Origin of the sequence: Pseudomonas sp. BJP69 (genome assembly GCF_007633355.1) — a bacterium.
Taxonomy (GTDB): domain Bacteria; phylum Pseudomonadota; class Gammaproteobacteria; order Pseudomonadales; family Pseudomonadaceae; genus Aquipseudomonas; species Aquipseudomonas juntendi.
Genome location: NZ_CP041933.1, coordinates 3,029,479 through 3,044,150 on the forward strand (window position 1 = coordinate 3,029,479; position 14,672 = coordinate 3,044,150).

The following is a 14,672-nucleotide window of genomic DNA, read 5'->3' on the forward strand; positions in this document are numbered from 1 at the left end:
AGGCAGTCCTCAAGAACGGAACAAACGGGTGTATTGGGTTTCGTGACGCGATGAGGCAATGGCCAGCAACGGCAGGCCACCCCCGAGCTGGTCGTCGCCCAGGGTCAGGGCCTGGTCGATGGCTGCGGGCAAATCGGTGGCCAGGTCACGCAGCAGGGTCTGGGCCGCCTGCTGGCCGAACGGCACCAACTTGACACCGGCCATGACCGCGCCCTCCAGCCAGGCAAAGCCATGCCCCAGGGCCAGTTGGCGCAAGGGGATGGCCCAGTGCACAGCCAACCAGGCCATGCCGCCCAACTGGGTCAGCTCGAGGCTGGTACGCCACGCCGGCGCCTGGCCCAGCTGCCAGCCGTCGAGTAGCCGTGCCAGGGCCGCCCCGCGCTGCTGTTCTTCCAGGCGCAGCTCGGCGGTTTCACGGTTGGCCAGCAAAAAGCGGCTCCAATGAGCGAAGGCCTGCGCATCCTCGGCCTGGCAGGCCTGGTACAAGCGGGCGAGCACCGGCCAGTCCAGGCCGACCAGGGTGTCGTGCAACTGCTCACGCTGCCACGCAGTGAACCCGTGCACATCCCTTACCCAGCCCGCCTCCACGGCCCACTCCAGGCCCTGTGAATAGGTGAAGCCACCTACCGGCAGGCCTGGGCTGGCCAGTTGCAGCAGGCGCAGCAACGCCAGATCGCTGTTCATCAGCCGGCCAGTACCAGCGCGGCGCCGGCCAGCAGGCCACCGCCGAAAGCTTTTTGCAGGCCAGCATGGCGGCGCAGCAGGCAACCGACCGCAAAGCCGGCGGCCAGCAACAGCCCGCTGACCGTGACAAAGCCGGCGCTGAACTGCCAGAACGCGCTTGGCGTGGCCTCGACGCCATGCGCCCAGCCATGGAACAGCGCGAACACCGGCATCGCCAAGGCCAGCAGCTGTTGCCGGCCAGGCAGCAGCACGGCACCTGCGGCCACCAGCAGCGACACAGCGATCAGCGTTTCCATGCCCAGCACGTCCCCGAACAGATGCCCACATACCGCCCCGCCGAACATCGCGGCCAGGGTCGCCAGTGGCAAGGTCAGGTTGCGCCGGGTCAGCGCCGCCAGTACGCCGGTGCCCAGCAGCATCAGCAGGTGGTCGAGCCCGGTCAGCGGGTGCAGAAGGCCGTCATGCAAAGGGTTGCTGTCATGCCCGGGGTGGGCGAAAGCCGGCACGGCCAGCATCAGCAGAAACAGGGCGAAAGTCTTTTTCATCGGTTGCTCCAGGGCAGTTCAGGAATGGGCAGGCAAGCGCACGAACGGGTGATCGTGGCCGTGAGCGTGGCTGTGGCTGTGTGGCGCACTTTGGTAGGCACCCGCTTCGGGCTCGAACGGGGCCTGCTCGGCCTCGACAGTCAGGCCCAGGCCACGCAGCATCTCGTCCAGCACATGGTCGTGCTGGAAGCGCAACAGGCCGGGCTCGATCTGCAGCGGGACATGGCGGTTGCCCAGGTGGTAGGCCGCGCGCGCCAGCAGGTGCGGGTCGGCACAGCGCACGGTGGACACCGCCTCGGGCGCTGCCAGCACGCGGATCAGCTGGGTGCCCTCGGCATCGGCCAACAGCTCGCCGCCACGCAGCAGGTGGCCACGCTCCAGCATCAGGCCGGCTTCCCGACCATCGTCCAGCGTCACCCGCAGGCGGCTCTTGATGCGGCTGTCCACATCGAGGGTGACGGTACCCGTGACAGCACGTGCGCCGGGTTCGGTAATCCGCTGGGTCAAGACAATCATCGGTGCTCCTTCAGAACAGGAAATAGCGCTGGGCCAGCGGCAGTTCACTGGCCGGTTCGCAGACCAGCAGCTCGCCATCGGCACGCACCTGGTAGGTTTGCGCGTCGACCTCGATCAGCGGTTGCAGGGTGTTGTGGACCATGTCCGGCTTGCGCACCCGGCGGCACCCGTCCACCACGCCGATCAGGCTGCGCAGGTTCAATTGCTCGACCAGGCCACGGTCCATGGCGGCCTTGGGCAGGAAGGTCATGCGCGTGGCATGGCGGGCTGCGCCCAACGCGCCGAACATCGGGCGGTAATGCACCGGCTGGGGCGTAGGGATGGACCCGTTGATATCGCCCATGGGCGCGGTGACGATCATGCCGCCCTTCAGTACCAAGGCGGGCTTGACCGCGAAAAATGCCGGCGACCACAGCACCAGGTCTGCCAGCTTGCCCACTTCGACCGAGCCCACCTCGTGGCCGATGCCATGGGTGAGCGCCGGGTTGATGGTGTATTTGGCGATGTAGCGCTTGACCCGGAAGTTGTCGCTGTAGTGGGTATCCGGTGCCAGTGGGCCACGGCGCAGCTTCATCTGGTGCGCCACTTGCCAGGTGCGCAGCACCACCTCGCCCACCCGGCCCATGGCCTGGGAGTCGGACGAGGTCATGGCGAAAGCGCCCATGTCGTGGAGGATGTCTTCGGCAGCGATGGTTTCACGGCGGATGCGCGACTCGGCAAACGCCACGTCCTCGGCAATGCTTGGGTCCAGGTGGTGGCAGACCATGAGCATGTCCAGGTGCTCGTCCACCGTGTTGATGGTGTACGGCAGTGTCGGGTTGGTCGAGGACGGCAGCACGTTGGCCTGCCCGGCCGCACGGATGATGTCGGGGGCATGGCCGCCACCGGCACCTTCGGTGTGGAAGGTGTGGATGGTGCGGTCACCGATCGCCGCCAGCGTGTCTTCGATACAGCCCGATTCGTTGAGTGTGTCGGTATGGATCGCCACCTGGATATCCATTTCTTCGGCTACGCCCAGGCAACAGTCGATGGCCGCCGGTGTCGAGCCCCAGTCCTCGTGCAGCTTGAGCCCGACCGCCCCGGCAGCGATCTGCTCGCGCAACGCTTCAGGGCGCGAGGCGTTGCCCTTGCCCAGCAAACCGATGTTGATCGGCAGGCTGTCGGCAGCCTGCAGCATGCGCGCCAGGTACCACGGGCCCGGGGTGCAGGTGGTGGCGTTGGTTCCGGTAGCCGGGCCAGTGCCGCCACCGATGAAGGTGGTTACACCGCTGTTGAGCGCCTCGTCCACCTGCTGCGGGCAGATGAAATGGATGTGCGAGTCGACCCCCCCGGCTGTGACGATCTTGCCCTCGGCGGCGATCACTTCGGTCCCTGGCCCTACGGGTATGTTGACGCCTGGTTGCACGTCGGGGTTGCCGGCCTTGCCGATCACGGCAATACGCCCGTGCTTGATGCCGATATCGGCCTTGACGATACCCCAGTGGTCGATGATCAACGCGTTGGTCAACACCAGGTCCATGGCCTCGGCGGCCAGCATCTGGCCCTGCCCCATGCCATCGCGGATGACCTTGCCGCCGCCGAACTTCACTTCTTCGCCGTAAACGGTGTAGTCCTTCTCTACTTCGACCCACAATGCCGTGTCGGCCAAGCGCACACGGTCACCCACGGTAGGGCCGAACATGTCGGCATAGGCCTGGCGGGAAATTCGGCTCATGCCCTGCCCTCCAGTGCGCCCATGACCTTGCCCTGAAAGCCGTAGACTTCGCGCTTGCCAGCGTAGGCCACCAGTTGCACGGTACGGGCCTGGCCCGGCTCGAAGCGCACGGCAGTGCCGGCCGGGATATCCAGGCGAAAGCCCAGGGTTGGCCCGCGCTCGAACACCAGCGCCTCGTTGACTTCGTAGAAGTGGTAATGCGAGCCGACCTGCACCGGGCGGTCGCCATGGTTGGCTACGCTGACACTGACCGTGGCGCGGCCACTGTTCAATTCGATGTCGCCAGCGGCGACCTGGATTTCACCTGGGATCATGCGGCGTTCCTCGGCAGGTTCAGACGATCGGGTCATGCACGGTCACCAACTTGGTGCCATCCGGAAAGGTCGCTTCGACCTGTACGTCGTGAAGCATCTCGGCGATGCCAGGCATGACCTGGTCACGGCTCAACACCTCGCGGCCCATGCTCATCAGCTCAGCGACGGTGCGCCCATCACGGGCCCCTTCCAGCACGGCGGCGCTGATCAGCGCTACGGCCTCCGGGTAGTTGAGTTTCAGGCCACGGGCCAGGCGCCGTTCTGCCAACAAGGCGGCAGTGAACAGCAGCAGTTTGTCTTTCTCTCTTGGGGTCAGCTCCATGGCGCTCTCTCAGGTGGCCCAGATACGTGGCGGGCAGGCAGGCAGGCCGAGAACGGCCGGGCGCAGCACATGCCACAGGCGTTGCAGGGTGCGTTGCAATTGTTGGTTGTCATGGTCGAGCAGGCGGATCACCAGCAGCGAACCGAGCAGCGTCGCGCCGGCAGGGGTGCCCAGCTCATCGAGCATGGGCCTTACCTGCTCCAGCAATGCCTGATCGGCCGGCGCGGCACAGAAGGTGGCTAGCAGTGGGTGGCCACCGAGCTTGCCCAGCTGGCCGCCTTCGATACGCAGGCGCTCATGCAGGCCCGTTTCGCCGGCCAGGGTGATGTGCAACAGGCTGTCGAGGGCACCCTGGTCGAACCGTTCGAGCATCACCGGGCGGCCCAGGCACAGCGTTTCCCAGGCCAGCAACCGGGCGCCGGGCTCAAGGGTGAAGTGGCTGGCGAGCCTGGCACGGGCACCGGAGAAGAAAATGCTGTCTTGGGGCAACCATTCCAGGGTGCTGCCAGCGGCCAGGTGGAAGCGCTGGGTCAGCCGTGCGGTCGGGCCGATGCTGCGGTAAAACTTGCTGGCACCGGGCATGGTCAGCAGGGCGTGGCTGCCAGCTTCCAGCTGAATGTCGAGCTCCAGGCGATCGCCGGCAACGATGCCACCCGGCGGGTGCAGTACATACACATGGCAGGGTGCACCTTCCGGATAGAACGGGCGCTGCACCAAAAGAGGTCCGAAATGTTTCCATGCACCAAGGCGGGTCGTGCCCGCACGCTGGACAAAGCGCAATTGCAGGTGGGCGCTCCAGCCTGCATCGTCTTGGTGGTGTTCGATCTGCTCCGCGAGCGACATCCTGCGGCCCCTGAAATTCGTGGCCTGCTGGCCGGTAAGAGGGTCAGCGGCGGGCGCCGGTTAGTGCGCACGGCCTGACCACTCGATCAAATTCGCAGGCTGGATATAGCAGGTTGCGGGCCAACTCCGCAGGTGAAGGCAGATGAATTATTTTTACCGCTCGCTCCGCCATCGGGCACCGCCGCGGGGGCCGCACAAAGCGGGGGCGTGCCCAGGCCCTGTTTCGGTGCTGGCGAAGCCTACGCTGGTCGGCGCTCAGTAGTCGAAACGGTCTACCGCACGTCGGCGTTCGTTGTCGTCACGCCGGTCGTAGATGGCCGTGGTCTGGATATTGGCATGGTGTGCCAGCTTTTGCGCAATCGACAGGTCGTGCTCCTCGATCACCCGGGTGATGAACGCGCGGCGGAAGTCGTGCGGCATGATCTTGACCCCCACCTGCGCCCCGCGCTGGCGGGCGATGTAGTAGATGGCATGCTTGGTGATACGCGCCCGGGTGATGTGGTTGCCGCGGCGGATGCGGTTGAACAGGAACGGGTCGTCTTCGACACCGGCCGGCAGGGCCTGGCGACGCAGGTCGAGCCACGCCTGCAGCTTCTCGAACGCCCAGGGCGGCGCGTACTTGATCAACTGGTGGTTGCCCTTGCCCACCACTTGCAGGCTGCGCGCGGCGAAATCAACCTGGGCAAGGTCGATGTCGACCGATTCCGACTTGCGCATGCCTGTGCCATACAGCAAGGCAATGATCGCCGCATCGCGCACCCCTTGCGGCCGCGGGTCGGCAGCGCACACGTCCATCAGTTCGCGAATCAGGCTACGCCGCAGGTTGCGCCCGGGCGGCAGGCGGGTGCCGGTTGCCGGCTTGACCTCGCGGATGCGTAGCAACTGCTCGTGGTCGATCAGGCCCTGGCGCCAGGCCTCGTTCATCACCCCACGGATGGCGTTGACGTACAGCGAAGAGCTGTTAGGCGCGTAACCATCGGCCCGCAGGGCGGCCACCAGAGCGATCACATGGCCGGGCTCGAGCCGATGCCAGGGAACGTCGACGATATTGCAGTCGACGAACCCCAAGCGGTCGGCGGCGTCCTGAAGGATGTAGCGCATGGTTTGCTGGCTGGATGGGGCCAGGCGGGCCATGTACTGCAGCAGCGGATTTTTCGAGAGGTCGGACAAAACGTGAATCCTGTAGCGGGGCGTTGGCCGGCAGCACAGCGGGCCGACGCTGGAGCAGATCAAAACGGCATGCCAGCGAGTCTGCATGACAAACTAACGGTCGGGCCATTCTGGCCCAAGACAGTGCCATCATCTTGATATACAAGGACTTTGTATCAGGCATGGAGGTGATCTTACCCCAATCGAGCCCCCTAAACGACCTTGGGCCTGCCTGCGCAGTGCCAGGTGCTCAACGCAGCGGTCAGGTACACTGCTCGCCTTGCGGCCACCAGCCCGGGAACATCTGCTGCACCCTCGGCTCGGCGAAACGCTCATCGATCAATACCAGTACGCCACGGTCCTGGTCCCCCCGGATCACCCTCCCCGCTGCCTGGATCACTTTGGTCACCCCAGGGTAGAGATAGGCATAATCGAAACCCGCGCCAAATTGCCGACCCAGGCGCTGCTTGAACTGCTCGTTGACCGGGTTGACCTGGGGCAGCCCGAGCGTGGCGACGAAGGCGCCGATCAGGCGGGTGCCCGGCAAGTCCACCCCTTCACCGAACGCACCACCCAGCACGGCAAAGCCGATGCCTTGGCCGTCGGCGACAAAGCGGTCGAGGAACGCCTGCCGCGCCGCTTCGTCCATGCCCGGGGCCTGGGCCCACAATGGGATCTGCGCGTGGCGCTCGGCCAGCAGCCCGGCGACCTGCTGCAGGTACTCGAAACTGCTGAAGAACGCCAGGTAATTACCCGGCTGGCGCTCATACTGATGGGCAATCAACTCTACGATCGGCGCCAGCGAAGCCTGGCGCTGCTGGTACCGGGTAGACACCTGGCTGGCAATGCGCACCTGCAGTTGTTCGGCACGAAACGGCGCTGCCACTTCCAGCCACGCCGTATCGGCCGGCATGCCCAGCAGGTCGCTGTAGAACTGCCGCGGGCTCAGCGTGGCAGAGAACAGGGTGACGCTGCGCGCTGCGCGCATGCGCGGTGCCAGCAGCCGTGCCGGGGTGACATTGCGCAGGCACAAGGTCGCCAGCCGGCGCTTGCGCGGCCCTTGGCGCTGGCTGATATCGAACAGGAAATGCTCGTCGAACAGTTCGGCTACCCGGCTGAACTGCAAGGCCTGGTAGAAGAACTGCAGCACCTGCGGGTCGATGTGCGTGGGCGCCTGGTTCATCTGCTCCTGGATCAGCCCGATACACTGCTGCAGGGCGCGCAAAAGGTCATGCGGCAGCGCTTCGCTGGCCTGGTACGGTGCCCGTTGCTCTTTGTACAGGGCGTTCCACTGGCGGTTCAGGCGGTCCAGCGCACTGCCCAGCCCATGGGGTTTGCTTTGGCGCAACGCCAGCAACTGCCCCTGATCGAGGCTGGCGCTGTACATGCCCCGCCCGCGCTCGACCAGGTTGTGAGCCTCGTCAACCAGAACCGCGACCCGCCACTGGTTGAGCTGTGTCAGCCCGAACAGCAAGGCGTGGGCGTCGAAGTAATAGTTGTAATCGGCAACCAGAACGTCGGCCCAGCGGGCCATCTCCTGGCCCAGGTAGTAAGGGCACACCTGATGCGCCAAGGCCACTTCGCGCAGCTGGGTACGGTCCAGCATCGGCACGGCCGCGGCGGCCGTGCGCGCGGCCGGCAAGCGGTCGTAGAAGCCGGCCGCCAGCGGGCAGGACTCGCCATGGCAGGCTTTGTCCGGGTACTCGCAGGCTTTGTCGCGGGCGATCAGTTCCAGGGTGCGTAACCCAGGCTGGGTATCGCCCGTGGTGATCTGGCGCATGGCATCCAGGGCCAGCGCCCGGCCCGGGGTCTTGGCCGTGAGGAAGAACAGTTTGTCCAGTTGCTGGGGCACCATGGCTTTGAGCAACGGAAACAAGGTACCCAGGGTCTTGCCGATGCCGGTGCTGGCCTGGGCCATCAGGCAACGGCCAGTGCTCACCGCCTTGTACAGGGTTTCTGCCAGTTGCCGTTGGCCTTGGCGGAACGCTGGGTAGGGAAAGCGCAGCGCCTGAAGGCCGTGGTCACGTTCGGAAAGGCGCTGCTGCTGGAACTGGGCCCAGCCCAGAAAGCGCTGGCACTGGACCTGGAAGAATGCCTGCAACTCAGCGGCCGTGCAGTGCTCACTGAACAGGGTCTGGCTATCGCTGTCGACGTCCAGGTACACCAAAGCCACCTCGATGCTCGCCAGTTGCCGGGCCTGGCACATCAGCCAGCCGTACACCTTGGCCTGCGCCCAGTGCAGTTGGCGGTGGTTGGCCGGTTGCCGGGCCAGGTCGCCACGGTGGGTCTTGATCTCTTCCAGCCGGTTGCAGGCAGGGTCGTAACCGTCAGCACGCCCCCGCACCCGAAGGCCTTCGAACTGGCCCTCCAGGGTAATTTCCGACTCGTAGCCGGCCGCACGCCGGGCCACTACCCGCTGGTGGCCCTCGATGCCCTCCTGGGCGGTGGGCGACGGCGTGAAGCGCAGGTCGAGGTCGCCGACCTTGGCACTGAACTCGCACAAGGCACGCACCGCCACGCTGTAGCTCAAGCGGCGTCACTCCAGCGCACATGGCAGACCGCGACGGGCAGGCCGTGCTCCTGGCAGAACGCCAGCCAGCGCAACTGGTTGTCCTGCAGGCGGTCACCGGGGCCTTTGACCTCGACCATGCGATAACGCCCCTGCTCGGGCCAGAACTGGATAAGGTCGGGCATGCCCGCACGGTTGCTGCGAATGTCCTGCAGCAGGCGCACGAAGCAGTGCTTCAACTGCGCAGCCGGCAGGCAGGCCAGGGCCTGCTGCAGCAGCGCCTCGCTGAGCATCGACCAGAACACGAACGGTGACTGCAGCCCGTGTTTGGCTGCATAGCAATCCAGGATCGCCTGGTGGTGGCTACCATCGTCGAGCCGCGCCAGGCATTGCTCGAACAGAGCACTACGGCGCTGCTGGAGGTCGCTGTCGTGCAGGTCCTGCGGCGCGGCCTGGAACGGGTTGAAGAACGCGCCAGGCACAGGGGCGAAGATCGCCTCCCAGCACAGCAGGCCAAACAGGCTGTTGAACAGCGTGTTCTCCACATAGTGGGCTTGCCCGCCCTCGGCGGCCAGGTGCTGGCGCACGGCCTCTTCAACGCCTAGCGCGGCGTGCTCACGGGGCAATTCCAGTTCGATCAGTGCCAGCGACGCCACGCGCTGGCGGCGCTGTGGCGGGCCACCGAGCTTGCGGGCCAGGCGTGGCAGCATACGCTCCAGCGCCTGGACCTCCAGTGCATTGGCCGGTGCCGCTGCCAGTTGCAACGCCAGGGCATGGGCCTGCGGCCAACGTTCGCTGCGCTCCAGCACCCGCACCTGGCGAATACGCGCCTGGGCATGGCTGCACTGCGCATAAACCGCCATGGCCTGGTCCCAGTCACCCAGGCGCTCGCATTGCTGGCCCAGGGCGAACTGCAACCGCGCACGGCGCCGGGCCAGCCAAGGGTTGTCGCAGTGCAGGTGCTGTATTGCCGTGATTACCGACTGAGGGTGTTCGCCCTGCTCCAGGCGCTCGGCACACTCATGCAGCACCATGGCCAGGTCGATATCGGCGCGTTGCTGCAGGGCACGCGAATCGGCGCTGAAGGGCACCTGCTCGTAGCGCAGCAGCCCCAGGTCGGCAAGCACGAACTCTGACCAGTCCTGGTAGAGGTTGCCGAAGAACAGCAGCCGCATGCGGTCGCAGAGCGGTTGCAGGCACCACCGCAAGATGCGCAACTCACTGCCCGGGTACCACTCGGCCAAAGACCGGGCGGCCAGTTGCAGCGGCTGCAGCTGGGCCAGCAAGTCATGCTTGGCGGCACGCGGGCGGCTCAATTGGGCGGCGAAACAGCACGCCAGTTCGTCTTTGCGCAGCAAGGCGAACAGTTGCTCCAAGTGCAGTTGCTCGGGCTCGCGGACCCAGCCCAGGGCCTTGAGTGGCTGCAGGGCCAGTTCGGTGTCGCCTATTTCCTCATAGACGAGGCGGTCGCTGCGAAACAGTTCGCCCTTGCGCATTACCATGCGCACCATCAAGGCCTGGGCTGGCGCGCTAAGTTGGCCGAAGGCATGGATGAACGCCAGTTCCTGTTCATCGAGCAGGTCCTGGTAGCGCTGTTCGACCCACAGCAGTACCTGGCGGAAGTTGTGCAGGTAATAGAACGGGTCGTCGACGGAGTGGGCAATCACGGACTGGGTCAGGTAGCGGGAACAAGGCACTGGTTATACATACAGACCCAGGGGCCTGGCAAGTGCCGTGGGTCAGCTCGCCTCTGCAAGAACGGCCGCGAACGCGCCCTTGGGCATGCAGTGCCCTATGATTCAGGGGGGAACCGCCGCACCCGCCTGCGGCGAAGTTCCAGGGCCTGGGCCAGGCGCTGCACGGCTTGTTGCAGGTCGCCTGGGCAGTCGCCCAGCCACATCAGCGCCAGGTGCTGCCGGTAGCGGCCGTGCAAGCTGAACTGTTCCCCCGGCAATGCATGCAATGCGCAACCTGCCAAGGCCGTGGCAATGGCATCCCAGGCCAGCGGCTGCTCGAAGCGCACCCACAGCATGCGCCCGCCTTGCGGGGGCTCCAGCACCACCCGCTGGGCAAACTGCGCGGTCAGCGCGCAGGCGAGGTTTTGCGTGCGCTGCTGCAGGTTGCTGCGCAACGCCACCAGTTGCGCTTCGATATCGCCCTTGGCCAACAGGTGGGCCAGCGCCAGCAGCCGCAGCGGCGCAAGGCGGAACGCCCGCTCGCAGAACGCCTTGGCCAGGGCGGTATCCAGGCTCAGTACGTAGGCATACGGCGCTTCGGGCCCTACTGCAGCCTCGAACGCCCCCATGATCATCAACCTGCGCGGATCGACCCAATCGCGCAGGCGGGTCGCGGGTGGGCCGCTGTAGCAAAGCTCGCTGTCCAGGTCGTTCTCCAGCAGCCATACGCTGTGCTGGCTCAACAGCAGGCCAAGCTGCTGCTGATAATGCAGGGAGACCAGCCGCCCTTGCGGCAGGCCAAGGCAGGACGGCATCACCAGCAGACGGACCGGCTCGCAGCCCAACAGCCTGGCCACGGCCTGCAGGTCCGGGTTGCCACGTGGATCGGGTGGCACCTCCAACACCCGCATGCCAGCGCGCGCCAAAGCACGCAGCACGTGCCCGCAACAGGGCGACTGTACCAGCACCGTGGTGCCGCTTTGCAGGGCCAGCGCTGCAAGCAGCGTTTCCAGCAACGCCGGAACATCCGGGGCCACCTGAACGTCATCGGCCCGCCAGTACTGGCGCGAGCAACGGGTGTATCGCTCCGCCAGCGCGTCGCGCAGGCGCGCACTGCCCTGCACTTCCCAAGGGCCAGCGCCGCGCTCGCGCTGGCGGGCCAGGCGCCGCTCGTGGGTGAACAAGGCGCGCTCCAGCAACGGTTGTGCGAGCTGGGGCGCCTGCCGGGGCATGCCACCTTGCTGCAGGTCAGCCAGGCGAACGAAATAGCCCGAGCGTGGCAGGCAGTGCACACGACCCTCCTCCTCCAGCAGGCTGTAGGCGCTCTGCACCGTTGCCAGCGATACCCGCAGCCGCCGCGACAGCTCACGCAAGGACGGCAGCCGGTTCGGACCACCAGCCGTCGCCTGGCCAATCAACGCTTCCAGGTAGCGGTAGACCCGCCGATAAGCGAACTCGCCGGCCGCTGTTCGCGCCATCAAGGTTGCCTCGCGGGGCTGTGCCGCCGTTCAGCGGCGTGGCGCGGTAACAGCCGCAAGTGCGCGTCGCGGCGCGCCAACGCACTGAGCAGGCGCCACGCAGGCAGCGGCATCTTACCGCCGTAGACTGCCCGCAGTTGCGCCAGTGATAGCCCACTGGTGTTCACCAGCCAGGCTTTGACCGCCGCAGGGCAAGGTTTGCCTTGCATGGCCCGGTGCAGGTAAGGCAACGCCACCAGCATGTCGGCATGGCGAGCGCGCAGAAAACGCTCGAGGTTCTTGCCCTGCCTGGCGAACGGCTTGCAGAGCAGGCATTCCAGTTGGGCCTGGCTGAGGCCATAGGCCTTGCCAAACTGCAGCACAGGTTCGTCGGCAGGCTTGCTGTCGCCCGGCACCCCCGCCAGCCTCAAGGGCGGCCGGGTGGCTTGAGGCTCCAGGCTGCGGGCCCGCAGTTCCTGCAACTGGGCCAAGGCCAATGGGTCGACGAACGCGGCCAACGGCGAGCAGGCCGTCTCGGCCGCCGCGAAGTGCCAGCCCAGCATGGCATCCAACTGCTGCCCGCCCAGCAACGGCGGCAGCAGGTCATCAATGGCTATCAAACGCACCGGCCCCCCCTTGAGCGCAGCCCCCGCAGGCTGATCCGCCGGGTTGCCGGGCGCCAGCCCCGTGGCCCCATGCAAGCGCGCCAGGCCCTCGGCCAGCGTCGACAGGCAATGGTGGGCCAGGTAAGGGCCACGTTGCCCCGCCAGGCGCTGGCTACGCAGCGCCCACGCCAGGTAGCGGCGGCGCTGCCCTGCGGGCAAGGCGGTGACCATTGCGTCGGCGGGCGCCTGAGCCTGCAGCGCGAAGCTTACGGCCGCCGCCAGTTCCAGGTGCAGGCGGCTACCCAGCAACGCTTCTGGCCTGGCATCGATCAGGTGGCCAAACATCAGCAGCGCTTCCCTGGTCGGCAACCAGCGCTCGGACGCCACACGGGGGCGGCAACTGAACGGCACCACTTCGCGCCCCTCGATCATTTGCAGTTGCACCCGCGGGTCATCCTGCATGAACAGCGCACTGAAGCCTCGATCGAGCCCTTGCAGCGTAGGGCTGCCGGCCACCGGCAAGCTCACCACCAGCACGCGCAGTTGAAAAGTAACCGGTGCACGCATGGCGATGCTCAGCTGCGCAGCACGCAACATCGCCAGCAGCCGCGCACCCTGGCGGTCACTGCCTTGCAATACCTGCAGGCGAAAGGTGCCGATATATTCAGGCCCGCCTGCGGCTACCAATAAACGTTGTATCAACAACTGCAAAGAGGCCCGTTGCGCCTGTGACATATGGGCGAGCAAGCGTTCGAGTACTTGCTGGTAGATATAATGCATTGCCTGGTCGTGAATAGCAGTCACGGATCACCTCACCACTTCAAGTCGCCGGCGCACGCCCAAGCAAGTTGTTCAGGCTTACACTGCGCCAGGCTTTTACAGAAGAAACTTCCTACAATTGAATAAAGTGACGTGAGCCTTCACTGTCGCCAGGCCATGGAGAAGAATTCACCCCTGCAATGCTCTGATTCAGGCCTAGCCGTACGCATCCCTTACTCCTTGCACAAAGTATCATTGCGCCATTATCGAGTGATGCGAAGCGAATTGAAGATACAGATCACGGTAAAAAAACCATTCAGCAAAGCGCCAAATTCACCTTGACCCTCTAACCACGCACATGCAACCGCAAATGATTGGCGGCATGTTTCCATTGGCATTTAATTAATGAATTATATGTAGTCCGCTTCGTCTTTTATTGTAGGAATATTCCCACTTCAACGATGACGTTACTTTATTCCGCGCACAAAAAACCCGGGGCTGGCCCGGGTTCACGGTGAACTGCAGTGGTCAATGCTGCGCCATATCCAACACCACGCGCCCACCGCAGGGGCACTGGTCCATGTAGCGATGCGCCTCCACCACCTGCTCGAACGGGTACACCTTGATGATCTGCGGGGTCAGCAACTGGTCGGCGGTGAACTGGTTGATGTCACGCAAGGCACGCTGCAGCGCCACCTGGTCCTGGCTGATACCCAGTTCCGGCTTGCCAGTGAAGTTACCGATGCAGTGCACGTAGAACTGGATGTTCTTCTGGAAGGCCGCGCAGGCTGGGAACGGCGTCTGGTTGCCGCCTTGCAGGCCATACAGTACCAGGCTGCCCCGCGGTGCCAGCACATCGCCCAGCAACGACATCTGCGGCCCGCCCATGCCGTCCAGAACCATGTCCACGCCGCGCCCATCGGTGTACTTGCCGACCTGCATCAACAGGTCCTGCTCTTCGGTGACGATCACCTTGTCGGCGCCCAGGCCCAGCAGGTAGTCACGCTGCTCGGCATCCTTGGTGGCGGCGAACACTTTAAGCCCCAGCGCCTTGCCCAACTGCACGAAAGCGGGGCCGGCGCAGTGGCTGGCGTCGGTAACCAGGGCAGTCTGCCCGGCCTTGGCCCGTGCCAGGTCCACGTAGGCGAAATAGGCAATCAGCAGCGGCGTATAGTGCACGCTGGCCTCGATCGGGGTAAGCACCTGCGGATAGCGTGTGATCGCGGTCCGTGGCAGCACGATGACATCCCCGTATACCGGGTGGTCATTGGCGCTGGTAGCGGGAAAACTGGCGACCCGGTCACCCACGGTAATGTCTTCGATCCCTTCACCGACCGCCGTCACCACACCGGCCATCTCATGGCCGATACCGGCCGGCAGGCGTGCCTGCGAGGGCGCCAGGTTCTGCCGCCAGAGCACGTCATACCAGCTGACGCCAACCGCCTCGACGCGAATTTGCACTTCGTCGGCAGCGGGAGACGGTTCGGCCTGCTCCTCGCAACGGAGCACATCGGCAGCGCCGAACTTGTGGAAACGGATCATGCGGGACATCGCAAACCTCGCCTTTGTGAACCTCTAA

The 14,672-nt window shown here is 65.3% G+C and carries 13 protein-coding genes; all 13 read right to left on the reverse strand.

All coding sequences use genetic code 11. The features are described from left to right. Positions 1-9 precede the first annotated feature (9 nt). Positions 10-684 (reverse strand): urease accessory UreF family protein, encoded by a 675-nt coding sequence (locus FPB55_RS14055; protein ID WP_009685458.1) that lies wholly within the window; start codon positions 682-684, stop codon positions 10-12. After that, complete coding sequence (locus tag FPB55_RS14060; RefSeq protein ID WP_009685459.1) at positions 684-1,229, reverse strand: HupE/UreJ family protein; 546 nt, start codon at positions 1,227-1,229, stop codon at positions 684-686. The genes FPB55_RS14055 and FPB55_RS14060 overlap by 1 nt, the downstream gene beginning before the upstream one ends. 18 nt (positions 1,230-1,247) lie before the next feature. Further along, the gene (gene ureE / locus FPB55_RS14065; protein WP_029884816.1) at positions 1,248-1,745 is read right to left on the reverse strand and encodes an urease accessory protein UreE; all 498 of its coding nucleotides are present in this window, start codon (positions 1,743-1,745) and stop codon (positions 1,248-1,250) included. A 10-nt stretch (positions 1,746-1,755) separates the two neighbouring features. Further along, a complete protein-coding gene (gene ureC, locus FPB55_RS14070) occupies positions 1,756-3,459 on the reverse strand; it encodes an urease subunit alpha (protein ID WP_009685461.1) in 1,704 nt (567 codons plus the stop codon). Next, positions 3,456-3,773, reverse strand: a complete 318-nt coding sequence (locus tag FPB55_RS14075) for an urease subunit beta (RefSeq protein ID WP_009685462.1) — start codon at positions 3,771-3,773, stop codon at positions 3,456-3,458. Before FPB55_RS14075 ends, ureC begins: the two co-directional genes overlap by 4 nt. A gap of 19 nt (positions 3,774-3,792) precedes the next feature. Further along, positions 3,793-4,095, reverse strand: coding sequence for an urease subunit gamma (locus FPB55_RS14080; protein WP_009685463.1), 303 nt, complete (start codon positions 4,093-4,095; stop codon positions 3,793-3,795). Positions 4,096-4,104: 9 nt separating this feature from the next. Further along, complete coding sequence (locus FPB55_RS14085; RefSeq protein ID WP_009685464.1) at positions 4,105-4,938, reverse strand: urease accessory protein UreD; 834 nt, start codon at positions 4,936-4,938, stop codon at positions 4,105-4,107. A gap of 255 nt (positions 4,939-5,193) precedes the next feature. Continuing rightward, positions 5,194-6,108, reverse strand: a complete 915-nt coding sequence (locus FPB55_RS14090) for a tyrosine-type recombinase/integrase (protein WP_009685465.1) — start codon at positions 6,106-6,108, stop codon at positions 5,194-5,196. 241 nt (positions 6,109-6,349) lie between these two features. Next, on the reverse strand, positions 6,350-8,617 hold the full coding sequence (locus FPB55_RS14095) for an ATP-dependent DNA helicase (protein ID WP_144188467.1): 2,268 nt from the start codon (positions 8,615-8,617) through the stop codon (positions 6,350-6,352). Continuing rightward, complete coding sequence (locus FPB55_RS14100) at positions 8,614-10,263, reverse strand: VRR-NUC domain-containing protein (protein WP_144188469.1); 1,650 nt, start codon at positions 10,261-10,263, stop codon at positions 8,614-8,616. Before FPB55_RS14100 ends, FPB55_RS14095 begins: the two co-directional genes overlap by 4 nt. A 125-nt stretch (positions 10,264-10,388) precedes the next feature. Continuing rightward, positions 10,389-11,750: an aminotransferase class I/II-fold pyridoxal phosphate-dependent enzyme gene (locus FPB55_RS14105; RefSeq protein WP_047149897.1), complete on the reverse strand. Its 1,362-nt coding sequence runs from the start codon at positions 11,748-11,750 to the stop codon at positions 10,389-10,391. After that, positions 11,750-13,138: a hypothetical protein gene (locus tag FPB55_RS14110; RefSeq protein ID WP_115294284.1), complete on the reverse strand. Its 1,389-nt coding sequence runs from the start codon at positions 13,136-13,138 to the stop codon at positions 11,750-11,752. The genes FPB55_RS14105 and FPB55_RS14110 overlap by 1 nt, the downstream gene beginning before the upstream one ends. A 483-nt stretch (positions 13,139-13,621) precedes the next feature. Beyond that, on the reverse strand, positions 13,622-14,644 hold the full coding sequence (locus FPB55_RS14115) for a zinc-dependent alcohol dehydrogenase family protein (RefSeq protein ID WP_144188471.1): 1,023 nt from the start codon (positions 14,642-14,644) through the stop codon (positions 13,622-13,624). Positions 14,645-14,672: the final 28 nt, after the last annotated feature.

Bases quoted from the DNA above. Each gene is read 5' to 3' on its own strand.
- FPB55_RS14055 (WP_009685458.1), bottom strand. From the start codon at position 684: ATGAACAGCGATCTGGCGTTGCTGCGCCTGCTGCAACTGGCCAGCCCA.
- FPB55_RS14060 (WP_009685459.1), bottom strand. From the start codon at position 1,229: ATGAAAAAGACTTTCGCCCTGTTTCTGCTGATGCTGGCCGTGCCGGCT.
- ureE (WP_029884816.1), bottom strand. From the start codon at position 1,745: ATGATTGTCTTGACCCAGCGGATTACCGAACCCGGCGCACGTGCTGTC.
- ureC (WP_009685461.1), bottom strand. From the start codon at position 3,459: ATGAGCCGAATTTCCCGCCAGGCCTATGCCGACATGTTCGGCCCTACC.
- FPB55_RS14075 (WP_009685462.1), bottom strand. From the start codon at position 3,773: ATGATCCCAGGTGAAATCCAGGTCGCCGCTGGCGACATCGAATTGAAC.
- FPB55_RS14080 (WP_009685463.1), bottom strand. From the start codon at position 4,095: ATGGAGCTGACCCCAAGAGAGAAAGACAAACTGCTGCTGTTCACTGCC.
- FPB55_RS14085 (WP_009685464.1), bottom strand. From the start codon at position 4,938: ATGTCGCTCGCGGAGCAGATCGAACACCACCAAGACGATGCAGGCTGG.
- FPB55_RS14105 (WP_047149897.1), bottom strand. From the start codon at position 11,750: ATGGCGCGAACAGCGGCCGGCGAGTTCGCTTATCGGCGGGTCTACCGC.
- FPB55_RS14115 (WP_144188471.1), bottom strand. From the start codon at position 14,644: ATGTCCCGCATGATCCGTTTCCACAAGTTCGGCGCTGCCGATGTGCTC.